24 protein-coding genes, 1 tRNA gene and 2 pseudogenes are annotated in these 24,365 nt (G+C 59.0%); 12 read left to right on the top strand and 15 right to left on the bottom strand.

Annotation, left to right across the window (positions count from 1 at the left end):
* Positions 1-50: 50 nt before the first annotated feature.
* Positions 51-182 (top strand): annotated as a pseudogene (locus GTW23_RS18330) (IS5/IS1182 family transposase); the annotation flags it as partial.
* Positions 183-366: 184 nt separating this feature from the next.
* Here the strand turns inward: GTW23_RS18330 and GTW23_RS18325 are convergent.
* A complete protein-coding gene (locus GTW23_RS18325) occupies positions 367-1,461 on the bottom strand; it encodes an acyltransferase family protein (RefSeq protein WP_252916847.1) in 1,095 nt (364 codons plus the stop codon).
* A 190-nt stretch (positions 1,462-1,651) separates the two neighbouring features.
* Here GTW23_RS18325 and speB point away from each other — a divergent pair, with 190 nt between their 5' ends.
* Positions 1,652-2,602 carry an agmatinase gene (gene speB / locus GTW23_RS18320; RefSeq protein ID WP_152009182.1) on the top strand — a complete coding sequence of 317 codons (951 nt, stop codon included), beginning with the start codon at positions 1,652-1,654 and terminating at the stop codon, positions 2,600-2,602.
* Positions 2,603-2,690: 88 nt separating this feature from the next.
* Positions 2,691-3,620: an N-acetyl-gamma-glutamyl-phosphate reductase gene (gene argC, locus GTW23_RS18315; RefSeq protein WP_152009183.1), complete on the top strand. Its 930-nt coding sequence runs from the start codon at positions 2,691-2,693 to the stop codon at positions 3,618-3,620.
* 82 nt (positions 3,621-3,702) lie between these two features.
* On the opposite strand, the gene GTW23_RS18310 is transcribed toward argC, so the two are convergent.
* A complete protein-coding gene (locus GTW23_RS18310; RefSeq protein ID WP_252916846.1) occupies positions 3,703-3,990 on the bottom strand; it encodes a YrhK family protein in 288 nt (95 codons plus the stop codon).
* Between the two features lie 58 nt (positions 3,991-4,048).
* Positions 4,049-5,137: a COX15/CtaA family protein gene (locus GTW23_RS18305; protein WP_382264743.1), complete on the bottom strand. Its 1,089-nt coding sequence runs from the start codon at positions 5,135-5,137 to the stop codon at positions 4,049-4,051.
* Positions 5,138-5,390: 253 nt separating this feature from the next.
* Between GTW23_RS18305 and GTW23_RS18300 the strand changes: the two genes are divergently transcribed.
* Both GTW23_RS18300 and GTW23_RS18295 read left to right on the top strand, forming a co-directional pair.
* Complete coding sequence (locus GTW23_RS18300) at positions 5,391-5,609, top strand: DUF2842 domain-containing protein (protein ID WP_252916844.1); 219 nt, start codon at positions 5,391-5,393, stop codon at positions 5,607-5,609.
* A gap of 159 nt (positions 5,610-5,768) precedes the next feature.
* Positions 5,769-6,995, top strand: coding sequence for a GNAT family N-acetyltransferase (locus GTW23_RS18295; RefSeq protein WP_252916843.1), 1,227 nt, complete (start codon positions 5,769-5,771; stop codon positions 6,993-6,995).
* A gap of 39 nt (positions 6,996-7,034) precedes the next feature.
* Here GTW23_RS18295 and GTW23_RS18290 read toward each other — a convergent pair whose 3' ends face one another.
* Positions 7,035-9,167, bottom strand: a complete 2,133-nt coding sequence (locus tag GTW23_RS18290; RefSeq protein ID WP_152009188.1) for a GumC family protein — start codon at positions 9,165-9,167, stop codon at positions 7,035-7,037.
* 293 nt (positions 9,168-9,460) lie between these two features.
* Between GTW23_RS18290 and GTW23_RS18285 the strand changes: the two genes are divergently transcribed.
* The 4 genes and pseudogenes from GTW23_RS18285 (at position 9,461) to GTW23_RS18270 (ending at position 14,052) form a co-directional block, all read left to right on the top strand.
* Positions 9,461-9,991: a polysaccharide biosynthesis/export family protein gene (locus GTW23_RS18285; protein ID WP_382264746.1), complete on the top strand. Its 531-nt coding sequence runs from the start codon at positions 9,461-9,463 to the stop codon at positions 9,989-9,991.
* Positions 9,992-9,995: 4 nt separating this feature from the next.
* Positions 9,996-11,138 (top strand): glycosyltransferase family 4 protein, encoded by a 1,143-nt coding sequence (locus GTW23_RS18280; RefSeq protein WP_252916841.1) that lies wholly within the window; start codon positions 9,996-9,998, stop codon positions 11,136-11,138.
* An 87-nt stretch (positions 11,139-11,225) separates the two neighbouring features.
* Positions 11,226-12,791: an undecaprenyl-phosphate glucose phosphotransferase gene (locus tag GTW23_RS18275; RefSeq protein WP_193217278.1), complete on the top strand. Its 1,566-nt coding sequence runs from the start codon at positions 11,226-11,228 to the stop codon at positions 12,789-12,791.
* A pseudogene (locus GTW23_RS18270) lies at positions 12,788-14,052 on the top strand (O-antigen ligase family protein). The gene GTW23_RS18275 and the pseudogene GTW23_RS18270 overlap by 4 nt, the downstream one beginning before the upstream one ends.
* 70 nt (positions 14,053-14,122) lie before the next feature.
* Here GTW23_RS18270 and GTW23_RS18265 read toward each other — a convergent pair.
* Positions 14,123-14,199, bottom strand: a tRNA-Pro gene (locus GTW23_RS18265).
* Between the two features lie 315 nt (positions 14,200-14,514).
* On the opposite strand from GTW23_RS18265, the gene GTW23_RS18260 reads away from it, so the two are divergent.
* Together GTW23_RS18260 and GTW23_RS18255 are read left to right on the top strand one after the other, a co-directional pair.
* On the top strand, positions 14,515-15,462 hold the full coding sequence (locus tag GTW23_RS18260) for a hypothetical protein (RefSeq protein ID WP_252916840.1): 948 nt from the start codon (positions 14,515-14,517) through the stop codon (positions 15,460-15,462).
* A 3-nt stretch (positions 15,463-15,465) separates the two neighbouring features.
* A complete protein-coding gene (locus GTW23_RS18255; protein ID WP_252916839.1) occupies positions 15,466-16,077 on the top strand; it encodes a hypothetical protein in 612 nt (203 codons plus the stop codon).
* 1,206 nt (positions 16,078-17,283) lie between these two features.
* On the opposite strand, the gene GTW23_RS18250 is transcribed toward GTW23_RS18255, so the two are convergent.
* From GTW23_RS18250 to GTW23_RS18240, 4 genes are all read right to left on the bottom strand, one after another.
* On the bottom strand, positions 17,284-18,393 hold the full coding sequence (locus GTW23_RS18250; protein ID WP_252916838.1) for a vWA domain-containing protein: 1,110 nt from the start codon (positions 18,391-18,393) through the stop codon (positions 17,284-17,286).
* 281 nt (positions 18,394-18,674) lie between these two features.
* Entirely contained in the window at positions 18,675-18,941 is a 267-nt protein-coding gene (locus GTW23_RS23565) for an ArsR/SmtB family transcription factor (RefSeq protein WP_425494123.1), read from the bottom strand.
* A gap of 104 nt (positions 18,942-19,045) precedes the next feature.
* Positions 19,046-19,504: a hypothetical protein gene (locus GTW23_RS18245; RefSeq protein WP_252916837.1), complete on the bottom strand. Its 459-nt coding sequence runs from the start codon at positions 19,502-19,504 to the stop codon at positions 19,046-19,048.
* A 337-nt stretch (positions 19,505-19,841) separates the two neighbouring features.
* Positions 19,842-20,291, bottom strand: coding sequence for a PilZ domain-containing protein (locus GTW23_RS18240; RefSeq protein ID WP_252916836.1), 450 nt, complete (start codon positions 20,289-20,291; stop codon positions 19,842-19,844).
* Between the two features lie 176 nt (positions 20,292-20,467).
* Here GTW23_RS18240 and GTW23_RS18235 point away from each other — a divergent pair, with 176 nt between their 5' ends.
* The gene (locus GTW23_RS18235; protein ID WP_252916835.1) at positions 20,468-21,535 is read left to right on the top strand and encodes a GGDEF domain-containing protein; all 1,068 of its coding nucleotides are present in this window, start codon (positions 20,468-20,470) and stop codon (positions 21,533-21,535) included.
* 45 nt (positions 21,536-21,580) lie between these two features.
* Here GTW23_RS18235 and GTW23_RS18230 read toward each other — a convergent pair whose 3' ends face one another.
* The 6 genes from GTW23_RS18230 to GTW23_RS18205 form a co-directional block, all read right to left on the bottom strand.
* The gene (locus GTW23_RS18230; RefSeq protein WP_252916834.1) at positions 21,581-22,420 is read right to left on the bottom strand and encodes a DNA adenine methylase; all 840 of its coding nucleotides are present in this window, start codon (positions 22,418-22,420) and stop codon (positions 21,581-21,583) included.
* 181 nt (positions 22,421-22,601) lie between these two features.
* Positions 22,602-22,835: a hypothetical protein gene (locus GTW23_RS18225; RefSeq protein WP_252916833.1), complete on the bottom strand. Its 234-nt coding sequence runs from the start codon at positions 22,833-22,835 to the stop codon at positions 22,602-22,604.
* A 73-nt stretch (positions 22,836-22,908) separates the two neighbouring features.
* Positions 22,909-23,313, bottom strand: a complete 405-nt coding sequence (locus tag GTW23_RS18220; RefSeq protein WP_252916832.1) for a DUF1515 family protein — start codon at positions 23,311-23,313, stop codon at positions 22,909-22,911.
* Complete coding sequence (locus GTW23_RS18215; protein WP_252916831.1) at positions 23,310-23,618, bottom strand: hypothetical protein; 309 nt, start codon at positions 23,616-23,618, stop codon at positions 23,310-23,312. The genes GTW23_RS18220 and GTW23_RS18215 overlap by 4 nt, the downstream gene beginning before the upstream one ends.
* Complete coding sequence (locus GTW23_RS18210) at positions 23,581-24,057, bottom strand: hypothetical protein (protein ID WP_252916830.1); 477 nt, start codon at positions 24,055-24,057, stop codon at positions 23,581-23,583. The genes GTW23_RS18215 and GTW23_RS18210 overlap by 38 nt, the downstream gene beginning before the upstream one ends.
* Entirely contained in the window at positions 24,051-24,365 is a 315-nt protein-coding gene (locus GTW23_RS18205; protein WP_252916829.1) for a hypothetical protein, read from the bottom strand. Before GTW23_RS18205 ends, GTW23_RS18210 begins: the two co-directional genes overlap by 7 nt.

Here is a 24,365-nt window from a genome sequence, read left to right as displayed (position 1 = left end):
TCAACAGGTTAATCATATTTCTGACTTGCAGTAATTCAACGCAGAGCACAATGATCGGGACCGAAACCGCCCGCCGGCAATATGCCGGGCGAACGGCACGCTACGCAAGCGAGATGACGGACCGGGACTGGGCATGGACCGAGCCTTTTCGACCAATGCCGCGCCGTCCCGGATGCCCAAAAAAGTTTTACCTGCCACAAGACATGTAAACTTCCGATTTTTTACTGGTTTATCTATTCGTTTATTCAGCTCTCCAGATGTTAAGCTTCATCTCTGGAATTGCAGGTTTGAGCGGGGCTTCAGCCCCACCTTTTTTTGTCTGCAGACAAGGCCTGATGTCGGTGGCCTTGCCGCGCAGGGTCGGAGCTATTCGGCGGGACCAGTCGTCGGCCGGACGGTCTGCTTCAGGGCCGGTTGCGGCCGGCGCAGTGAGCGCAAGGTCCAACGCGAGAGCGGGGCTTCGACCACCATGTGGTAGGCCGCAGCGCCGGCGACCGTGAAAATGGTCATGATCAGGTAATGCACCTGCCACGGCAGTTCGATCGTCGTCACCGCGGAGATGATGTGCTTGATGTAGAGGGTGATGACGAAGACGTGGGTGAGATAGAGGGCATAGGACCACTCGCCCAGGCGCGCCAGCAGCGGACTGCGGAAGGTCAGCGTGCCCAGCGCACCATACAGCACCGCAGCCGCGGGTACGCCCCAGAACAGCATCCGCAGATCGCCAACCGGACGTTCCCACTGAAGAACAAGCAGCACCGTGCCGCTCAAGAACATGGCCAGCGCAAGTCCGTGATGCAGTTGCCGTGTCCGGCTCCATGTGCGGTAGATGAGGATGCCGAAGACGAACTCAAGCAGGATCGGATCCGTATAGAACGCCAGGCTCGGATCTTCCGGGCGCACCCACAGCCCCAGGGCCACCAGAGAGATGATGAGCAGCGAGGCGCCATGCAGCCTGCGGTCGCCGAACAGACCAGCGGTCAATGCCACGATCGCATAGAAGAAGATCTCGTAGTTCAGTGTCCAGCCGACCACCAGCAGCGGCGTCGTGTTGCCGTCACCATGGTCGAGAGCCAGAAATGACAAGGATGTCATCAGGGTGGAGAGATCGGCCGTGGTCGAGTTGAAGAGATGCGGCATGAACCATGCCAGCGCGAAGACGGCAAAGGTGATCACCCAATAGGCTGGAACAACCCTGGCAATGCGGCGGATCCAGAATTCGCGGCCGTCAAAGGCGCCAGGCCGCCCCACGATCATCGCCATGACAAAACCGGAGATGACAAAAAACAGATCAACACCAGCGGCACCAACATGGTCGATGCGCTCGGGATCGAGCCCCCAGGTCTCTTGCGACAGTGCCGATACATGGTAGTAAACAACCGCGAGCGCTGCCGCCGCGCGCAGATACTGAACGGAATACAAGGTCTCCGTGGAAGCGTATGAAGACTTAGCTTCACCCATGGCCAATTCCGTCTTGTGGATCTATGGACACTGTCCTGCTTGCCCATGCTCTACCAGACAAAACTTCCCAAACCCTAAAACACCAAAAACCTAGGGGTTTTCTGCCCCGCTGCCGGAAACGGCCGACTTTGACATGCGGGTCTATTGGGTTAGACAAGGCGGACACATCCGCAGCGTCCGGGACCAGACCATGGCCAATAAATCCATCGACCACGCATTCACCACCCGTTCGCTGACCTCGGCGGCGTCTGATCCGACCTATGCCGGAGCGCTTTCGTTCATGCGGCGCAAATACACCAAGTCGCTCAAGGGCGCCGATGCGGTGGTGTGGGGCATTCCGTTCGACGCGGCCGTGTCGAACCGGCCCGGCGCGCGCTTCGGACCGCAGGCAATCCGCCGTGCAGCGGCGATCTTCGACAATGATCCGCAATATCCGTTCGATCGGGATCTGTTCGAGGCGATGGCGGTGATCGACTACGGTGACTGCCTGCTCGACTATGGCAACCATCAGAAGACACCGGCGACCATCGAGCGCGAAGCGAGCAAGATCCTGGCCTCCGGGGCCTTTCTGATGAGCATGGGCGGCGACCATTTCGTCACCTGGCCGCTGCTCAAGGCGCACGCTGCCAAACATGGGCAACTGGCACTGGTCCAGTTCGATGCCCATCAGGACACCTGGTTCGACGACGGCAAGCGGATCGATCACGGTTCATTCGTCGGCCGCGCGGTTCGTGACGGGGTGATCGACCCGACCCGCTCGATCCAGGTCGGAATCAGGACCCATGCGCCGGAGGATTGCGGCATCCGCATCCTCTACGGCTACGACGTCGAGGACATGTCGGCGACGCAGATTGCCGCGACCATCGCCGATCATGTCGGCGATGCGCCCTGCTATGTCACCTTCGACATCGATTGCCTCGACCCGGCTTTCGCCCCCGGAACCGGTACACCGGTGGCCGGCGGACCTTCGAGCGCCAAGATGCTCTCGGTGCTTCAGAAACTCGGGGGGCTTGATATCAAGGGCGCCGATATTGTAGAAGTCGCGCCAGCCTATGATCACGCGGACATCACCGCGATAGCCGGAGCCTCTGTTGCCATGCATTATCTGGGACTGCTTGCAGAACGCCGATCACGACGATAACGCTCGCGAAGCCAACCAAGAGCTTCGCGAACTGAATCCGAAGCGCTGCACAAGTCCCTGATACTATTTGCATGAACGGAGAAGCCCGATGGCTCCCAAGATTTTCATTGACGGTGAACACGGAACAACTGGCCTGCAGATCGTATCGCGGCTGCAGCAGCGGAGCGACATCGAGCTGATGTCGATGCCCGTCGAGCAGCGGCGGGATCCGGCTGTCCGGACCCAGTTTCTGCGCGAGGCCGATATCGCCATTCTGTGCCTGCCCGACGACGCGGCGCGGGAAGCGGTGGCACTCGCGTCCGACGCCGGAACCCGGTTCATCGATGCTTCTACCGCGCACCGCAGCAACCCGGACTGGGCGTTCGGCTTTGCCGAGCTTTCTCAAGCCCAGAGAAAGCGCATCGCCGGTGCGCAGTTCGTCTCGAACCCGGGCTGCTATTCAACCGGCGCGATCGCGCTGATCTCGCCTCTGGTGGGAGCCGGCTTGCTGCCTGCGGACTATCCGGTCACCATCAATGCCGTGTCCGGCTACACCGGCGGCGGCAAGCAATTGATCGCGCAGATGGAAGATGCGGGCCGCGACGATGCGATCACGGCTACCTATTTCGCCTATGCGCTGGCCTTGGCGCACAAGCATGTGCCTGAGATCATGACCCATACCGGGATCTCGCGGCGGCCGATCTTCACGCCCGCCGTCGGGCGCTTCGCACAGGGCATGCTGGTCAATGTGCCGCTGCATCTCGACCTGATGACCGGCGAGCCGTCGATGGCGAACGTACACGCGGCGCTTGCCGACCACTACGGAAGCGGATCGGTCGTCGAAGTCGTTTCGCTTGCGGTCTCGTCAGGCCTGCCGCGGCTGGATCCCGAAGAAATGGCGGGCACCGACCGGATGAAACTCTATGTCTGCGGCACCGAGGGGGCGGGACAGGTCAACCTGGTCGCTTCGCTCGACAATCTCGGCAAGGGCGCGTCCGGGGCGGCAGTGCAGAACATGGACCTGATGATCGGCGGCTGAGGCGAAATTTGGGGTGAATGGCGCGGCAGGCCTTGCCGTGTCTTTCGCCGCAGACAGCCGGCCCTGTCCCTGGACAGACGCTCTATGAGCCGTCTTCGTATCGCTTGGCCAGATCCTCGTAATCATCCTCCTCGACATAGCGAAGTTCGCGGATGATGCGCAATGTCGGCTTGAGTGCGAAGCAGATCGAACCGATCAGGAAACACCAGGTCCCGGCGGTCTGCCAATTCTCCGAGAAGAACATAACCGACCCCACCACGAACAGCAGTGCCGCGCAGACGTCGACCGTCGTGTAGGCGAGTTCGAACCAAGCGTAGTATTGTGTGTCAGAGACATATCTTCGACGACGCGACGGCTTGAAAAGTGTCATTGCACTCTCCCTTGGAAAGACGGACCCTTGCCGCCGACGTCGCGGCAGGCCTTGCCGGTCAACTCCTCAGGCTGATGTTTGTTTCCATCGGATAGGCGCCATGGAACCCGCGCCAGTGGGCGACGGCAAATCCGAGCACAACCACTGCCCAGCCCTGGTGCAGCAAGGCCCAGCTCACCGGAACCTGGGTGACAATCACCACGATCCCGATCAGGGCCTGGATGGTGACCAGTCCAAACAGCACCACGGCGCGGCGGCAATGGGTGCTGCCTCGTCCGCGCTGGATCGATGCCACCATGTGCCAAAAGGCGAGCGCAAAGATGAGGTAACCGCCAAGACGGTGCACGAACTGAACCGTCAACTCGTTTTCAAAGAAATTGCGCCAGGCGGGAGCGATCACAAGCAGGCCCTCCGGCACGAAGGCTCCATTCATCAACGGCCATGTGTTGGATGCCAGCCCTGCGTCAAGCCCCGCGACCAGGCCGCCGAGATAGATCTGCACCAGGATGAGGCCCGCAAGAGCCCCTGCCCCGCGCTTCAGGCCGACACTCGGGACCGGGTCCGAGGAGTGCGGCGCCAGGCCCCGCATCACCCAGACAATCGCCGCGAAGATGAGGCAGGCAAGGGTCAGGTGGGTGGCCAGGCGGTACTGGCTGACATCAACGCGATCGACGAGGCCGGATGCCACCATCCACCAGCCGACAGCGCCTTGCAGACCGCCGAGCACCAGCAGCCCGAACAAGGGCCAGCGCAGGCGTTTCTCGACACGGCCTGTGGCCAGGAAAAACAGCAACGGCACACCAAACAGCACGCCGACACCGCGGGCAAGAAACCGGTGCGCCCATTCCCACCAGTAGATCACCTTGAATTCATCCAGGCTCATGCCCTTGTTGATCAGCTGGTATTCGGGGATCTGGCGGTAGAGTTCGAGTTCTTCCTGCCATTCCGCCTCGCTCAGCGGCGGAATCACGCCATGGATCGGCTTCCACTCGGTGATCGAAAGGCCGGAATCGGTCAGACGAGTGGCGCCGCCGACAAGCACAAGGGCGAAAATGGCGACCAGCACGATGGCAAGCCAGACCCGCTGAACCGCACGGTTGTCGCGGATCCGCTGCTGCTCGGCCAGCAATTTCCCGGCATCCGGCATCTCGGTGGCGGCCTGCGCCCGGGGATCCTGAAGTTCAGCGCGCGGAGCAGCGGTGGTGGCAGTCATGTCCGGTTTCTTTCCTTGAGCAACACGGCGGACATGTGCACCACACGCCGTGCCAAGGCAAGGGTCAGGGCTTTGCGGCATGCCGTCGCGGCGCGTGTCCCCCGCAGGCTTGCCCTTGCGTTCAGCCCGAAAGCCGCTATGTCGGGTACCAGATCAACCAGACCGCCCGAAACAACAAGGCTCCGCCATGCCTGTCCGCCTGAAGAAACTCATCGGAACCGTGATCATTGTTGCACTCGTGATCGTCTACGCACTGGTGGCCACGACGATCGCCACCTACCGGCTGGCGGAATCGGAATGGTATGTGCACCTGCTCTATTTCCTGTTCACTGGCGTTCTCTGGGTGGTGCCGGCAATGTTCGTTATCCGCTGGATGGAACGCCCGCCGAAGAACAAGCAGGCCTGACGACAACCGGCGCCTCAAACGGCGGCGTCTTGTGGCGTTAACACTGCATTAGCCTTCAAACAGGCTTTTGCGCAGCTTTGACACGATGTTTACGTGAATTTTTGGTCTCGTGCTTCATGTTTGCTCCAGCAGGCATGAAACCCCGAGAGCTCTGACACCATGGCGAATGCACAGGACATCACTGCCCCCCTGGCCTCGGCAGCACAGCATGCGGCGGCGGACGTGGACCGGCTGTCGGCGCGGATCGCACCGGCGCCCGAGGCAATCCCAGAGCTGTGGTCAGCGCTCGAAGCCGATCCGAAAACAAGCTTTCACCAGAGCCGCGCCTGGGTGGAAGCCTGGACCAAGACAACCGGCGCAAGCCTCAACGTCGTTTCTCTCGAGCACGATGGTGTACCGTTCGCCATACTGCCGCTCGAGATCGAACAAAGGGGTGGGCTCAGCATCGCGCGCTTCGCCGGAACAGCCCATTCGAACGAAAACACCGGCCTGATCGACACCAAGCAACTGACCAAGATCGGCCAGGTTTCGGCCAAACAGCTTGCAACAGCCCTGACCAAGGCGGGGCTTTCGGCAGACCTCGTTCTGTTCGACAAGATGACGCCGGAGACGGCCGGGCAACCGCCGTTTTCCGGCTTGCCCCGGGTGTTCCACCAGAATCCGAGTTTCCAGCTGCCGCTCTTTACCGACTTCTCCGAGGTACTGGCGCAGATCAACGGCAAGCGCCGCCGGAAGAAGTTCCGCGTCTCGGAGCGACGGCTGGAGGCGATGGGCGGCTACCGGCACATCACCGGCGACAGCGATGCCGAGGCCCTGCGGCTGCTGGATGCATTTCTCGAACAGAAACCGGCGCGGCTTACCGCGCAGGGCCTTCCGAACGTTTTTGCAGATCCCGGAATTCGCGCCTTCCTGCGCTCCCTTGCGACCACACGCAACGTGGACGGACAGCCCGCACTCGAACTTCACGGCATCGAACTTGCCGGCGGCGATCACGCGGGCCGGATCATTTCGGTGGCCGGGCTGACCGTCAAGGACCGGCATGTCACCTGCCAGTTCGGTTCGATCGACGAGACGGTGGCCGCCGACGTAAGCGCCGGGGAGCTTCTGTTCTACCTGATGATCGAACGTGCTTCGGCGAGCGGACACAAGGTGTTCGACTTCGGTGTCGGCGATCAGCTCTACAAGCGGTCCTGGTGTCCGCAACGGACAGAACTCGTTGACTGCTATGTGCCGCTCAATCTCAAGGGGCGGCTGGCCGCACCCCTGATCACCGGCATGATCCGTCTGAAGCGGACCATCAAGACCTCACCGGCGTTGCACCGGATTGCCGCGCGCTTGCGGGGCTTGACGGTAGAGAAAGCCAGGCCGGCTGCGGAGACCGATTGATCGCGGGATACGGCGATCAATCGGAACAAGCCTGGGAACTCAGGCGGCTGAACTGCGGTTTCCCAGCGGGCTGACCGGTTCGCCGGGTGTCATCAGCAGGATATCGTCGAAACCCTGTGCATTGAACTCAGCCAGCAGGGTGGCGATTTCGGCCTCACCGGAGCGCAGGATCGAGAGCACGATCTCGCTGCGCTCAGCACGGGCAATCCGCGCAACCGAAGCGGCGTCGGCGGCGCCACATTCGACCACCACGAGATCATAGGCTTCGGTCAGGGCGTCGATGATCATCGGCAACCGGTCGATCGCGCGCATGGCGCGTCTTGCATTGGCGTTGCCGCGCGGGATGACATGCGCCGAAGACAGGCGATCGGGATGGATCGAGTCCGCGATGCTGGTTTCACCGCACATCAGGTCGGTCAATCCCGGAAGACGGGTCGATTCTGCCATGAGTTCGGTCGGGCAGGCCGACCCGGTCAGATCGATCAGCACGGTCTTGAGACCATCGCCGGCAACGGTGCGCGTGAGCATCACCGCGGCAGCCGAGCCCTCATCTCCCTCCGGTGAAACGCATACCGCGACCGGCGTCTGATCGGTAATCAGTTGCTCGGCAACCGCCTCGACGCTGAAATCATCCGCATCATTGGAAATCTGGGGCAATGCTGCGGAGTGGCTTTCAGACTGGTCGCCGGACGGCGCAAAAGCCGCGGCAACGGGCACTGCGGCAGCCTGATTTGCCATTACCGGGGCGGCAGTCGGATCACCGACAAGCGCCGAGGAAGGCCGCAGGGCCCTGCCGGAGAACAATTCGCCCAGCATCACGCCGATCGACGAGAGCAGAAAGGCCGAGAGCGCTGCCACAATAATGATGGGGCCGGTTTTCGGAAAATAGGCTTCCGATGCCGGGACTGCGCGGGAAATTACCCGGGCATCTGCAGGCAGGGCCTTGGGCTCGGTGCGCGAGGCCGCTTCACGATAGCGGCTCAGATAGGTTTCGAGCAGTTCACGCTGGGCCGCCGCCTCGCGCTCGAGCGAGCGCAGCTCGACGGCCTCCTCGCCCTCGCGGGCCGACCCGGCCTTGAGTTCGTTGAGCTGGGCTACCAGTTCCTCTTCACGCAGCCGCGCAACCCGCGCATTGCTTTCGAGGCTCGAGAGCACCTTGCGGATCTCGCTGACAATCTGCTGCTCGACATCAGCCAATTGCGCGCGCAGCCCCTTCATGCGGGGATGGGCATCGAGAAGCGTGGTCGAGACATCTGCAAGCTGGGCACGGATGTTGCCCTCGCTTTCGCGCAGCCGCTGGATGACCGGGCTATCGAGCACGTCGGATACGGCATCGACCGCCTGGCCATTCTGCAGTGCTGTGCGTACCTGTTGAGCACGGGCTTCCGAATCCGCCCGCTCGCCCCTCACCCTGCTCAATTCGGTCGAAATATCAGAGAGTTGCTTGGCAGCAATGGTGTCCTGCTGGTTGACCAGCAGGAGCCCGGTCTGGGCACGGTATTCGGCGACCTTGCTTTCGGATTCACGGACCTTCTCGCGCAGTCTGGCGATTTCGGGTTCCAGCCAGGCACTTGCGTCAGTGTTGGTTTCAAGCTTTGCGCCGGACTGGAAGGCCAGATAGGCATCGACCAGGGCGTTGGGCACCTGGGCGGCAAGCGCCTCGTCCTGGGAGGAGAACTCGATGCCGATCACACGCGATTCAGGCACGGCATAGACATCAAGCTTCTTGTAGAATTCCTTGAGAATGCGCTCCTCAGCGGGGACGTCGAGCGGGTTCTTCTTGAGGCCGAGCATGACCAGGATGTCGCTTATCGCCGAGGGATTGGCCGCGGGATCGAATTCCTCGCGGGAGGACAGATCGAGCGTGCGCGCCACCTGCTTCACAAGATCGGTCGAGCGAAGAATCTCGACCTGGCTGGTCACCGCCCGGTCATCAAATGTCGTGTCGGAGTTGGTCTGGTTCTGGTCGCTGGAATAGACCGGCTCACGGGTTTCGATCAGAAGCCGGGTTTCCGACTTGTAGAGCGGATTGAGCAAACCGGTGACGATGAAGGCCAGTCCTGCGGCGGCAGCGGTGAGACCCGCCACAAGCACTCTCTTCTCCCAGACCGCCTTTACCAGGCGGCCAAGATCAATATCCACATCAGCTTGTGTCATCGGCGAGACAGACATGCGCAGCTACTCCGTACTTGTACTGACCCGCAAGAGTAAAGGAACATGGTAACGCAAGGGTTAAGGCTGCAGTCAGAGTTCCTTTACCTTTGGGCCCTCCTCCCCGGTCCCGCCGGACAGCAGCTTTGATTGAAGCCGCCCTGCAGGTCGCACAGAGCAAAAAAGATCGGAGTTTTACCAGCCGTTAACCCTAATGGATCGATAACGGGTTTCGAATTTTGCACGTTTCGCGTGGAGCACGGAAAAGAATGAAACCCGCCAAGTCCAAAGCGACACATCTTCTGGCGGCCGCCATGACCGCGGTCATGCTGGCAGGATGTTCAGGCTATCAGCCGGCGCCGCGGGCTTTCCACGAGGCGGTGATGCAGCCCTACCGGCTGGACGCCGGAGACCGGTTGCGGGTCACCGTCTTTGAACAGGACGGATTGACCGGAACCTACACCATCGACCAGTCCGGCTATATCGCCTTCCCGCTGATCGGCGCGGTTCCCGCGCGCGGCCGCACATTGCAGGAACTGGAAGGCAATATCGCAGTCAGCCTGAGACAGGGCTATCTGCGCGATCCAGACGTATCGATCGAAGTCGACCGCTACCGGTCGTTCTACATCATGGGCGAAGTCGGACAGGCGGGGCAATACTCCTATGTGGCCGGCATGACCGTGCAGAACGCCATTGCCATTGCCGGGGGCTATTCCTCGCGGGCAAACCAGCGCAATGTCGATATCACCCGGAACATCAACGGGAAAATCATGACCGGCAGGGTTCGGATCACGGATCCGATCCTCGCTGGCGACACCATCTATGTGCGTGAGCGGCTGTTCTAACCTGATGACAGCACACAAACCTCTACGGATCCTTCATTGCTTCCGGTCGCCGGTGGGCGGCATTTTCCGGCATGTACGGGATCTGGCGGAAGAGCATGCAAAGGCCGGTCACCAGGTCGGGATCCTGTGCGATTCCACCACCGGCGGCGCCTATGAGGACAAGCTTTTCGAAAGCATCATGCCGCATCTGACGCTTGGGCTGACACGGCTGCCCATTCGCCGCTCACTTGGGCTGTCAGACATCAGCACGGCAGTCAAAACCTTTCGTGAAGTCAAGAATTTGCAGCCGGACGTGTTGCACGGACACGGCGCCAAGGGTGGCGCTTTCGTGCGACTGGTCGGCTCACGGTTACGGGTATCAAGGTCTTGCGTTGCCCGTTTTTATTCCCCGCACGGCGGGAGCCTGCACTACAACGAGAAGACCCTGCGGGGTCAGGCCTACTTTGCCATCGAACGGCTGCTAGAGCGCTGGACCGACAGCCTGGTGTTCGTCTCGGATTACGAGCGCAAAACCTATGAGAAAAAGATCGGCACACCCCGCGCATCCTGGCGTCTCATTCACAACGGCTTGCGTGAAAACGAGTTCGAGCCGGTCGTTGACGATGCCGATGCGGTCGATTTCCTCTACATCGGCATGATGCGCGACCTGAAAGGGCCGGACGTGTTCATCGAAGCGCTGCGGCGTGCCGAGCAACTGGCCGGACGGCCCCTGCGCGGCGTCATGGTTGGCGACGGAGATGACAAGCCGCGCTACCAGGCACGGCTCGATCTGCTCGGCCTGGGCGAGCGGGTAAGGATGCGCGACGCCATGCCCGCCCGAGAGGCCTTTGCGATGGCGCGAACGGTGGTCATCCCCTCGCGGGCTGAATCGATGCCCTACATCGTTCTCGAAGCGGTCGCGGCCGGCAAGCCGGTGATCTCGACCGAAGTCGGCGGCATCCCGGAAATTCTCGGCAACGGATTTGCCGGATTTGTGCCACCGGGGGACATCGAGGCGCTGGCAGCGGCCATGGCTCACGCCGTCTCCGATCCGAACTGGCTGCCCGCCTCAATGCCGCAGATGGCGGAGTTCCAAGCAAATTTCTCTGCGCAAACAATGGCAGACCGGATGATATCGCTCTACCGGGACTGCCTGGACGGACGATAACGGCACAGCGGGAAGCGCGGCGTGTCAAGTCTTTCTTAGGGAGCGCATGCTATCCCCAAGGGGTAAGTTTCCGGGGAGAGTTCGACCGTGAACAAGTTCGACCGCAACGACGCGTTCAATTCCGAAGGCATCCGCAAGGCCTTGGCCGACATCAAGGTCAAGCCGAGCCTGGAGGGCGCGGATGGCAAGCCGGCGGTCGAAATGAGCCGCCTGGCACGCCAGACCGCCAACCGCCTGTCGCAGGAGAACTACTCCCCGACGATGATCATCGGTTCGCTGCGGCTTGCGGAATTCGCCTTGCTGGCGCTGACCGGTTTCATCGTCCATGCCCTCTATGTCGGCCTGTCGAGCGATGCGACCGTCTATCTCTATCTTCCGGCCATCCTGATCGGCTCGACCCTGGCGGTGCTGCTGATCCAGATTGCCGACGGCTACCAGGTTCCCGCACTCAGAAGCGCGCTACGAACCTTGCCCAAGGTGCTGAGCGCCTGGACCATTGCCTTCGCCATCATCTCCGTGCTGGCGTTCTTCATGCAGTATGGCCTGGCGTTCTCGCGGTTCTGGTTTGCGGCGTGGTACGTCTCCGGCGCGGTCGGGCTGATCATCGTGCGCAATGTCGTCGCCTTCGGCATCAGGCGCTGGGCCCGGAACGGGATCATGGAACGGCGGGCGGTCATCGTCGGCGGCGGCGAGATCGCCAAGGGCCTGATCCGCTCGATCGAGCAGGACGCCGACAATGATATCCGCATCTGCGGCTTTTTCGATGACCGGGACGAGCGGCGGTCGCCGCCGATGATCGCCGGGTACCCGAAACTGGGAAACATCGACGCGCTGGTGGAGTTTGCACGCATGGCGCGGATCGACATGCTGATCATCGCGATGCCGCTGAATGCGGAATCGCGGGTTCTCGAACTGTTGAAGAAGCTCTGGATCCTGCCGCTCGACATTCGCCTCGCCGCGCATGCCAACAAGCTCAGGTTCCGTCCCCGCGCCTATTCCTATGTCGGCGCCGTGCCGATGCTCGACATCTTCGACCGGCCGATCACCGACTGGGATTCGGTGGCCAAGCGGATCTTTGACATCTTCTTCTCGCTGCTGGCCATTGCCGTCCTCTGGCCGGTCATGATCGGCACGGCGATCGCCATCAAGCTCGATTCCAGGGGACCGGTGCTGTTCCGCCAGAAACGCCATGGCTTCAACAATGAAGTCATTTCCGTGCTCAAGTTCCGTTCGATGTACACCGAGCAATGCGACCCCACGGCGCGCGCGGCGGTGACAAAGGGCGATCCGCGCGTCACCAAGGTCGGCCGTTTCATCCGTAAAACCTCGATTGATGAATTGCCGCAGTTCTTCAACGTCTTGAGGGGTGACCTTTCGCTGGTCGGGCCGCGGCCGCATGCAGTGGTGGCCGCGGCTCATGACCGGCTGTTTGCCGAGGTGGTGGACGGTTATTTCGCCCGCCACAGGGTCAAGCCCGGGGTCACCGGCTGGGCCCAGATCAATGGCTGGCGCGGTGAGATCGACAATGACGAGAAGATCAAGAAACGCACGGCCTGCGATCTCTACTACATCGAGAACTGGTCGCTGCTGTTTGATCTCAAGATCCTGTTCCTGACGCCGATCAGGCTGTTCAACACGGAAAACGCCTATTGACCAGCGCCGTCCTTCCAGCACCTGCCCTGTTTCAGCCGCAACGCGCAGCGATCTCGATGCTGGCCTCGCTGCTGGTGGCCTTCGGCGTCTTTCTTTCGGGCTTCGTGATCAACGAACCGGCACCCTATGAGCTGTTCCTGGTGGTGCTGATCGCGATCTGGGCAGTGTTCGGGCTCCGATTGTCGAAACACATCGCACCGCTGATCGTGCTCTTCGTGGTCTTCAACATCGGCGGCATGTTCTCGATCCTGACGATGGACAACGTCAAGGACACGCCGATGTACATCGCCGTGTCGCTGTTCCTTGCCTTCACGTCGATGTTCTTCGCCGCCATCATCGAAGCCGACCAGCGGCGTCTTGTGCTGATCTTCCGGGCTTATGTGGCGGCCGCAATCATCACCGCGCTTCTCGGCATCCTGGGCTATCTCGGTGTGCTGCCCGGCGGCGAGGTGTTCACCCGCTATGGCCGGGCGATGGGCGCCTTTCAGGACCCGAACGTGTTCGGCCCCTACCTGGTGCTGCCGGCGCTCTACCTGATGCACGGGCTGCTGACCGGCACCCTGAAGGCTGCTCCGTTGCGCGTGATCGGCCTGGTGATCCTGGCACTCGGCGTGTTCTTCTCGTTCTCACGCGCAGCCTGGGGCCTGCTCGCCATCACCATGGTGCTGCTGGTGTTCCCATGCTGATCAAGGAACGCACCGGCGCCTTCCGGCTGAAGATCCTGGTGATGACGCTGATCGGCACGCTGCTGCTGATTGGAGCAATCATCGTGGCGCTGCAGTTCGACCAGATCGCCGATCTTTTCTCCGACCGCGCCAAGCTGGTGCAATCCTATGACGGCGCGCGGCACGGCCGCTTCGAGCGGCATGCCATCGGCTTCCTGATGGCAATGGAGCATCCGCTGGGCATCGGGCCTCTCGAGTTCGGCCTGATGTGGGGCGAGGATACGCACAATATCTGGCTCAAGGCACTGATGGACTATGGCTGGTTGGGCTTTGTCAGCTACGTGACACTGATTGCGTGGACGCTCGTTCTCGGCTTCCGTTACCTGCTGCGCGACCGGCCGTGGCAACCTTACCTGATGATCGGCTACATCGTCCTGATCGGACACATGATCATCGGCAACGTGATCGACACCGACCACTGGCGGCATTTCTACCTGCTGATGGGCATCGTCTGGGGGTGCTACGCGCTGGAAATGCGCTGGCAGTCAAGGCTGCGGTCCGGGGCTGAACTGCATCAACGCCCCCTGCCCGCCTGAGGTCTGCCGAGACGCGCAATCGCCGCCGTTATTGAGTGCGGCAGTTTCAAGCATTGCTGATTTTTGAAAATGGTCGGAGCGGCGGGATTCGAACCCACGACCCCTTGTCCCCCAGACAAGTGCGCTACCGGGCTGCGCTACGCTCCGACTGGAAAAAGGCCTTAGAACATCAGGGTTTTGCGGGCAAGGGCAAAAACACATGTTTGCCGGGAAAACCGGATAAAGGGGGTATTGTGTGGATTCCGGCGCAAAAAGCCCCACCAGTTTCCCCACCAAATGTTCCTAGATCGTTCTCTCCCACTCGATCGCCGGTGACTTCATTTCGCTGGTGGCACGAAAGTCCAAGGGGCACCAATTGTCCGGTTGTCGGAGCGAAGGCTGGGGAACGATCTTCTCCCGATCAGCCATTTAATTGACTCGCAGTGGAGGTTGTGCAGATTCTCATTAGCTCTGGAGGGTTGAATGCTTCTGAAAAACCGACGACATATTCTCTTCTTCGACTTGGTAATGAAGCCGCACCCCAGCGAGGCCCCGGCAATACCGCTTGATCAGCTGACTCCCCATCTTCAAAAGCGCGTCGATGACGGATTGGCATTTAAGGTCATCGACAATGAGCAGCGCGTAATCCGATTGTCCTCGATGAAGCAGGTTGAGCTCCCCAATGGTGAGCCAGCCGTAGCTCTTCTTTTTTGTCTTGGAGACAAGGAAAAAGCAGATGCTGGCGTCACAAACATCAAAACCGGCGATGTTCGGCTTTTCGAGAAAGAGGAAGATGAAGTCGGCGGCCTGTCGGTTCACGCTGTAATTCAACTACGCCCTACGACGCCAAACGGGTTCGTCTATAGAACGGTCATGGAAGATGTTACCGGCTTCGGTAGAACCCCCATCCAGACCTTTCTACGGTCGCAGTTTCGCGATATCTGTGACGATCAGGATGTGACCTTTCCTCGCGAAGACAAGAAACCCTTGAAAACATGGCCTCTTGTGGAACTAGCAGGTCACGCTTCAGAGAAGCTGAAAACATCAATATCTGAAGGTAGGCTGCTGCATCTCGAACTCATAACCTATGCCGAAATCGACATCGGGATGGACGAAGGGAAATTCCTGAAGGCCGCGAGGCAAAATTTAAGCCTTTCCGTCTCGAAAAAGCTCCCACAGGGCGATTATCTGGACTTCCTTGACAAGGTCAAGGTTTGGGCCAAATCGAAGGGATATGATACAATGCGGGTCCGGTGGAAGGATGACGACACCAGCAAACCCCATAGCGCCAAGGTCGATACTGCGAAGGCTGATGCTGGCGAAGCGTTCTTTTTGAGAACAGCCGAGGTCACGGTCACAACACCTTTGGCCGAGGTTTGTGCGAAAATGAGCGACGAATTGATTGAAGCAATGAAGAAGGAGATGGCCTGAATTATGTGGCGGCTCTTCGTCCCACTTAGGTACCTGAGAATCAGTCACCCGGAGAAAATCAAATTCGATTTGATTTTTCCGGTATGCTTCGCGTTGTTGATTTCCTTGCCGCTACTCTCGGATAGATTTCTTACTGATGCGAAAGCATTAGACGTGTTAGGACGCTCAAGCGATCTGCTCAGCGTTCTCACCGGATTTTTTGTGGCGGCGCTGGCTGCAGTGGCCACTTTCGGAAATCCCGAAATGGACTCTCCCATGACGGGGTCGGCTCCCGTCAGCCTCAACGACCGCACAGGCGAGCCGGTACCTTTGTCGCGCAGGCGATTTCTGTCTTATTTGTTCGGCTACCTGGCCCTCCTGTCGATTGCGACATACATCTTGGGCTTTGGCTTTTTTGCGCTCCAATCCTATGTAGTCGACGTGACCTATCCGGACTATTCCACAGCGAGTTTCGTTGTGTTCTGGCTGGTCTATGCCTTGTTGCTTGGCAACCTTCTTTCAAACGCCCTGCTCGGATTGTTTTATCTGACAGACCGAATCCACCGCCCGAACCGTGTGGTAAGATTTCAGGATAGAAGTCGCGGCACCACTGATCAGGGTGATGAGGCGGCCTAGACCTAGTCGCAAAATTTGAACGGAATTGGTTATCTGGAGCGGGATGTCGGGACCCAATAGATAGGTGAGAATCAGCAAAATGCGATGCCCAAAGAAATGCAGCGGTGCTGGCTCCAATCGTCAGCACGAACTGTCAGCCGGCCAGAAATCGAAACTGCCCGATGCTATCGCTGCGAAAGCTAGGTACCGGTGTGCATACTGCAGCTGTGTTTACGATCAGGATGGTACCGCCTTCGGATTTCTCGACGATGAGATCCTGGGGGAAGGCTGGCATCAATCGCCAGGCTAACAAGCCGAAGGGCTTGCACTCCGCACTCCAATTACAATCTCCGCCACCTCTCCAGCGCCGGCAGATGTCCGTCATTACCAGTCTTGATCTGACTGAGGCTGATCTCCACCTTGCCCGCGCAGCCACGGCATTTGAACCTCGCTCCGACATAGTCCCTATCAGCCGGACACATCGCCAGATCGATCTCGCGATGCACGCCGCAGCCCCGGCAATGGCCGTTCAGCTTGTAGCCGTGCCGGAGAAGGTCGCCAAAGGTTTGAAGTGATATTGGGCGCTCTGGATAGGGCATGAAAAGGAATCAAAAAGACCGCGGCTTCCAGTCAAATTCAGCACTTGCCTCCAATAGGACCGCCGCAAAAATGGCGCGATGGACTCCCCACCAATAGCTGTCAGTTTTTTCCTCACTATCGGCACAAACCCGACCAACTCGCTCATTAGTTCTTGTGATGATGTAATTCGACAATTGCCGATCCTCGAGCATCAGCTCCACAACCCGCAGGGCCGCTTCCCTATGAAGAGGTACATGCATCTAACACCAGTATCTGGAACGGGATAGCGGACGACCCAACGCCAACTTACTGAGCCGATGCGCAATCCCAATTGGCACATTGGATTATTCAGTTTTCTTTAGATATCACGATTACCATAAAATCAAAGGGGTTTTGATGTTTTTCCCACTTTTCTCTGAACTTCATCGCTCGGGCATGCTTCGCACTATATGAACTGAAAGCCGAGTTCGCCCCAGTTTGCCGGGTCAGCACAAATGAAACGAGGCCCGGCAAAGTTGCACCTGCTGCCGGGCCTCTATTGCAATCCCAAGGCATTTCCCAGTTAGGGTTGCCTTCTCGGACCGCAATTGGTTTATGCGTCAAGGCGAGCCAGTTTTGCTTCAGTCCGCTTTTGGATTGAGGTCAGGATCAGTGGGTGAGTCGTGAAGCGACCTGAGAGGTCTTCTCCCCAATACTCTTGAAAGCGGCTATCAGGTCCGCGCTGCTCTGGGCATCAAAGAAGTGAGCAGAGCTGCTCGCACAATAGGACAACAGCTTTTTGCCACCGCTCGGGGCGGCAAATGCGACCGAATAGATCTCAACACCGTCGTTCTTCGCTTCGTCGCATAGGATCCTCGTGGAGGAGTCGGCAGAATTATAGTTGTTGTCGCCGTCAGTCATGAAAACGATGAAGCGTTGCGGCTCCTGTTGGTTCTTTCTCTCATGTTGCCTGGCTTCCTTCGCTGCAGTTACGCTCGTGTAGGCCCATCCAAACGCCTCGGTCGAATCCGTTCCCCCAGATGCCGGTAGTGCGTTAACGAAATCGCGCGTTTTGCTTGGTCGCCAATGGAGTTTCTGTGAACCCGTCATATAGGTGCTGTAGCTCGCAGCACCTATGCGAACGTAGTTGTGTGATGGATCGGCCGCTTCGATCTGGTCGAGGAGTCCGCCCACCGCCGCCTTCAACACGTCAATTTTGCGCTGCCCATCGAGATCCCAGCCCATCGACCCCGACCGGTCCAGCACAAGAGCCATGGAAAATGCTCCCTGGGTCTTGCCGGATGCACTTTCGGATTGGCCGAAGACATCGACGCTGACGCTCTCCCGTCCCATCAGGCGGGCCATGGGCGTCAATGTCTGCGTTCCGACCGATGAGATCGCGACACGCCAAACCTTGATGCCATTGTCTTCCAAGGCCGTGATGTTGATCGTAGGCTTGATGCTCAGATCGGTGAACGCAGACATATCCTCATCGATCTGCCCTTGGAGGAAGGTAACTGCAAAGGCTTTCGCGTCATCCAGGCCGAGGCCCTCTTCCTGCGCCAATCGCGTCGAGGTCGCCAACGCAGCACTATCCACAGCGTTCTGCAATCGGGTCTTCATCGACATTGCGTTTGTGGTGTCGACAGCGAGACTAGCAGCAATGAAGACGAGCGGGACAGACAACGCGGCCATGATCGCAAAGTTGCCACTGTTGTTTTCGAACAGCTCGAGAAACCGCTTCTTTGTTGAGCCTGCCATCGCTAAGCCTGCCTTCATCTGGAACTCTGGAGTGTCACAAATACAACGGCAGCTCTCAGCGTTGGCTTAATTTGGCGTGTAAAACTTTAATAATTGTCGAATTGGAACAGTTTTGGCTACGGTTTCGCGCCTATCCATGCGGGACCTCGAGATCAATCTCAACTGCTTGACGGTGACGATAATGGTCTGATTCTTAAGCCGGTCCTTCTTCGCCGCCTTTTTTCTCATGCGCCTGAGGAACCCTCACACTATCTGGCGCCATTCGCTTGATTTCAAAGATTTCTTGAACACGGATGGGATCAAGTTACGACATCCGGCGCCGATCGTACACGCTGCGACCTCGCAATCACTTCAAGCAACGGAAGAACCAAGGGAGACGAAAGCTTGAAGCTGAGCTTCCCTGGCCGCCGGCTTCGCGCCACGAGGCTTGCATCGCGAAGTTTGCCCAAATGCTGGGATAAAGCGGATTGTCCCAAACCTGTGTGGATCATGAGTTCCGAAGCACTGAGGCCCTCCGGATACCTGACGAGGAGCTGAAGGATCACAAGCCTCTGGCCATTGGCCATAGCTTTGAGCAAGCGCACCTCCGGACTTACAATGTAATCACTATCCTGCTTGTCTCGCATCTTCACACCAATTTTCCATCCGCACCTACTCGCATGACGGGACTTCATGCGTCGCAGAGCTTTCGGACGCAATCCCTTAGGTTGGTCGTGTGGACTTCTTCCTGGAACAATACTTCTTCCAGCAGCGAAAACATCCCTATCCAGAAAGTATCCGACCGTGCGGCGACCGCGGCCAGAACGCTAGCCTGGATTTCACCCGTTATCGAAACCTCACCTTTTCTGGTGCTTGCAGGCCCTACTGTCATTTCATGATCCCTGGCACCGAACCAGAGCATTGCTGCATAGTTTCCTTGCCGCATGTCTCTCAGGATCACGGGCGGGAACCTCGCAGTATCGGTTCTAAGATAGACCTTGCGCTGGTCAATGCGGTCAGCTCGCTCGATGACAAGGCTGAACCCGACACCATCGTAACGGATACTCCGGCGCTCACTTCCGGTCGTTGGGTCAACCTCGCCACCGAGTTCCCACATCAGTTCTTTCGGATCGCCAGTCCCGAGTAGCATCGCGGCAGCTTTCCTCGTTTGAGCACCAGCCGGGCGGTCGGGACGTGGGCAGCGCCCCGATCAACGAAACCCGATTAGATCACATCTCGCCAGATGCCTCAAAAGAAAACACCTCACCCGGCTTGCTCTCCCAAGCCCGGGGACGGTGACTGATTCTCAAAAAAAGCGAAACGCAAAACTCGACACGAACTCGGTTGACCAAACTGTACGCCCTGATCCACCCATGGCATTAGACCGCTCTTGTTTTGGTCGCCCAAAGGCTGCGCCGCTCGCCCACAGTGACATCAGGAAACTCGTCGGCTGTCACTGGCTCAAGCAACGTGACCCAATCTGCAGCTCATTTGGTGCGTAAAGTGAAGATATGGTTATACTTTTCGGAATTGGCGGGTTTGAATCGCCGCTGATCACTAGGTTCGAGCCTTGAGATCAGTTTCACAGATCTCGGGTCCAGCATCTCGTCAAACTGGACACCGATAATGTAGGATCTGACGCGCCGGACCTTGCCAGTTCGATGGGCATTGGCCCACGGCATGTAAACGTGGCACTGCTCATCTATCAAACGGAAAAGGGTTTCCTCGGTCTGATCTATCGGCATCGTGTTCCAAGGTGTCCTGTCATTTGCAAAAAGGCACCCACTTCTCGAGACATTAACTATGACGCCGGTCAGCGCGATGTAATAGAATCGATCCATGAAGGTCAGCTCGACTACACCAGGACAGTTCGCGTCATACCTTACGCTCGATCCTCTATTGTAGCTGCGGGTCGGGTTATCGATCTGCTCTTGCATGAACGTGTCCGTTATGATCGCCGCCGGTTTACCCCGGGCGGCCTGAGAGGTAGCTGCCCCAGGTAAGGAAATTGTAAAAACTCATGGAGCAACAATGAGCTTCATCCGGTTTAGTGAATTATAAATTAATCTGACATATCGTGATAACGTGAAACATTGAACGCTTGAGACAAAGCATGACAGCCGACCGCGACAAGGCAGTTGCAACCGATGTTGCGGAGGGAGTTCTCAAGGTGATGCGCACACGGGGCATCTCCTCGTTGCCGCGAAACTACGAGTTGGTTTACGAGTTCCTGAACGCAACGAATGCAGCGCTTGTGCGGCGGTTCAACGCGTTGGACAAGCTCCCAACACAAGCACAACTCGATGAGGTCGGCAGAGACTTCCTGCCTCACCATCATGGCATGTCTGCCGTCGCTACGGCAAATCGAGGGGCTTCAGCAGCACTCAAGGACCTGATCGGCTTGTTTGAGCAAGAGCAGTCCGGGATGCGTAGCTACGCAAACCTGTTAGATCAAAGCCGCGAAAAGCTCAGCGAAAGTGGAAAGGCCAGCATTGAAGCGATTGCCCATTTGGCGAACTTGCTGTCATCAGCTACTGGGGACACCAAGAAGAATGGTGAGACTGCGATCCGGCACATCGTAGAGAGCGCAGAAGAAATAGCCCATATCAAGACAGAGTTGAGCGAGTACAAGCGTCTCGCTGCAATTGACCCATTGACCAAGCTAGCCAACCGACGCTCATTCGATGAGCGACTGGCCAATATATTTGATAGTAACGGCAACAGTAAATCTCATGCCCTGATCGTTGTGGACATCGACAGATTCAAGAAATTCAACGACACCTATGGTCATCCAGTCGGTGACAGTGTGTTGTGTGTCGTTTCTCGGGTGATGAAGAAATGCCTGCCGAATGAGGCATTTGTCGCCCGGACCGGTGGGGAAGAATTCGGAATAATCCTGGAGGGAGTTGATCAGACTACCGCTCTTGAGCTTGCTGAAAAGATCCGGTTGCAAACTGAATTGACACCGTTGAGAGACCAAAGGACCGGCGCTGATTATGGAGCGATCACCGTGTCAATTGGACTTTGCATGGCTGATGACGCCAACAACGCGGAAGACCTATATATAAACGCTGACAAAGCATTGTATCTCAGCAAAGGCTCCGGCCGCAATCAGACCCAGACTCACAGCCCGAGATCAGAAGGTCGCCAACGCCATAAACGGCTTACCGGAAGAAGTTAACTAACTGTGTTCAGGCATGGCGACCCTAGCGGCGGTTGCGCCTGTTCACCCCCTCGGCAAATTTACTGCCGCGGGCTCCTTGTTGTCAAGAATGATCACCTCTCCCACCTTGCTCCCCTCGCCACCGTGCAGCGTGTAGGTCAACCCTACGTCGGCAAAGCGAAACGCAGCGAATATCTCGCGCACCTCCGGCCGGTCATTCAGCGACAGGATGAACCTTCCCCTGATGCCGGCCAGCACCTGCGCCATGCGCGCAAAATCCGATCGGCTGAAGACGCCGGCGCCATAATCGCCCTCGTTGCCGAAGTACGGCGGATCCAGATAGAACAGCGTCTCTGGCCGATCGTAACGCTCGATGAACACCTGCCAGTCGAGGTTCTCGATCGTCACGCCGGCGAGGCGCTCGTGGATCTCGGCAAGCAATGGCCCGAGCAGATTGACATTGAAGCGCGCGCCGCCGGTGTAATCGACGCCGAAGCTGCGGCCGCTCACCTTGCCACCGAAGGCAAGCCGCTGGAGATAGAGGAAGCGCGCAGCCCGTTCAAGGTCGGTCAGCGTCGACGGATCCGCCTTGCTCAAACGCTCGAAGTCCGCGCGGCTGGTGATCTGGAATTTCAGCGCGTCCATGAACTGCGGATAGTGCCGCTGCAGGATCCGGAACAGGGTGGTCACGTCGCCGGAGCGGTCGTTAATCACCTCGGAGCGTGGGACCTGGCGCCGGCGCAGGAATACCCCACCCATGCCTACGAAAGGCTCAGCATAGATGCCGTGCGGGATCTGCTCGATGATGGAGGCGACACGCTGCGCAAGCTGCTTCTTGTCGCCGATATAGGCGGCCGGCGGTGCAACAGGACGGACTTCTGTGAAGGGAAAGAGATCGGTCATTGTGGTGAGACCCGTTTTCTGACACACCGCTGATGCCCGCGAGGGCCCGGGTGCGACGGTATCTCTGGTGCTGTCGGGCGGGATCACCTACGCCAATAGGCCCGCTGTCTGAAGCCCCTGCAAGGGCTTTTGGCCACCCGGGAACGACGGCAGCATCGCGCTGCCGCCGGCCCCGATCAGCCTACACTGGAGTGAAATCCACGAAATACTGCCCACCCAGCTCAAATGCATCGAGCGCGTCAGGGTTGGTGATCGTCATCTTGATCTCGCCCTGCGGCGTCCACTTCGACCAATCCTTGTTGGCGTCGTCGTAGACCGGACCAAGCACTACCTCGCCCGCCTGATCGGCCTTCGGGTCACCGTTGTGGTGGTTGATGATCTGCTTGACGAAGAACTTCGCGCGTACCTTTGACATGGTCTTCTTCCTTCTTGGTTGAGCCGGGATGACCGCCCCGGTAGCGGATTAGCCTTAAATGCTGCTGGCACACTCACGGCGGTGGCCGGCCGGTGAGATAGGTGTAAAGACTGGCCAGCGTCGCAACCGCGCCGAGCAGCCACCCGCCGAACTTGAGCAGCCACTGCCCAAGCGTTCCGGCGCCCCGCGCCTGCTCACGCATCGCCTTGACGTCATCGGTAACCGAGCGCATATCGCCCATTTCCCCGGTCAGCGCCGCGATCCCGCTCTCGAGATGGCTGGTCCGGGTGCTCAGATCCGCCGCCGTGGCGGTGATCTCATCAAGGCGCTTGTGGACGTTGGCCCGGCTCTCGTTGGCCGCCTTGATCGCATCCACATTGCGCTTCTCGTTTTCTTCGATCGTTTTTCCCAGCGACTTCACCGCCCCGGTTAGCTCGCCGATGGACTTGTAGATTTCGTTAAGGCTTGTCGTCGTCAATCTTCGGCCCCTTCAATTCCGGCTTTCATCTCGTCATACCATCCGGCGCACTCGCGGATTTGCCCGTTCGCCCGGGACAAGGACCGGTCGGTCTTGACGAGCGCGGCGTCGAGCCGGTCGCCTTCCTTGACACCTGATCGATGAGTTAGTCGGCAGGCATCGGGATACTCCGGGATGGACCGCCCGATCCGCCGGGCCTCGCCCGCGACAGAAAGCGCGCTTTCAACCTGCTCGGCACTTGCCCTCTCCTGCTCGGCCGCGACGAACCTACCGTCCGCGCAGCCGGCCAATAAGATCAGGATCAACAGCACAATCCCCAGCAACAGGGCGCGAGAGAAGATCTGCCAGGTCGTCATTGAGGATCTCGTTTTCTGTCTGGATGGCGGCCAGCCGCCGTGAGAGATTTACCCGGGCGTCGATCTCGACCACCAGGCGACGATTGGCTTCAGCGGCCACCTGCCCGCGCGCTGCGCTGATCTTCTCTTCGGCCTCAAGCCTAGCCTTGAGTGCCGCAATTTCAGCTCCGGCCACCATTTCGGTCACCCGCTCGTGAACAGCCCGAAGAACCGCGCTCTCCTGGTTGAGCCAAAGCCACGCGCCGGCAGCGGCAATGACAAAGAGCGGGATCGGAAGAGCAAACATCAGCACGCGGCGTGCCGACGGAAACCAGGCTGAAGCGGCTATGGGCGCCACAAGAATGAGCGCAGGAAGGCCCCATTTCAGGAGGGTGAGAAGGATCAGCATTGCGGCTCCCCGTCCTGGCGCTCAGGCGGCGCGAGATCCTCGGGCCAGCCATCCGGCACCACTGCCGCCCGATCGGTTTTCACCTTGTCGAATTCGAGCTTGTAGGCCGCGCCCAGAAGGCCTAGTGCCGCGGGCCAGATGACCATCAGCACGGCGGTCATCGCGCTCACCATCTCGACCCCCACCCACATGGCGGCCAACGTCAGAGCCACGGCACAACCGAACACCAGCCATGCCGCTTCGCGCTTGCCACTCTTGCCGGCGATGCGAGGTGCAACGCCGAGGAACCTGAGAACATGGACCAGCAT

This window comes from Parahoeflea alexandrii, assembly GCF_024105735.1.
GTDB classification, from domain to species: Bacteria; Pseudomonadota; Alphaproteobacteria; order Rhizobiales; family Rhizobiaceae; genus Hoeflea; species Hoeflea alexandrii.
Note: the sequence above shows the minus strand (reverse complement) of the source record. Positions and strands in the feature narration are given on the sequence as shown.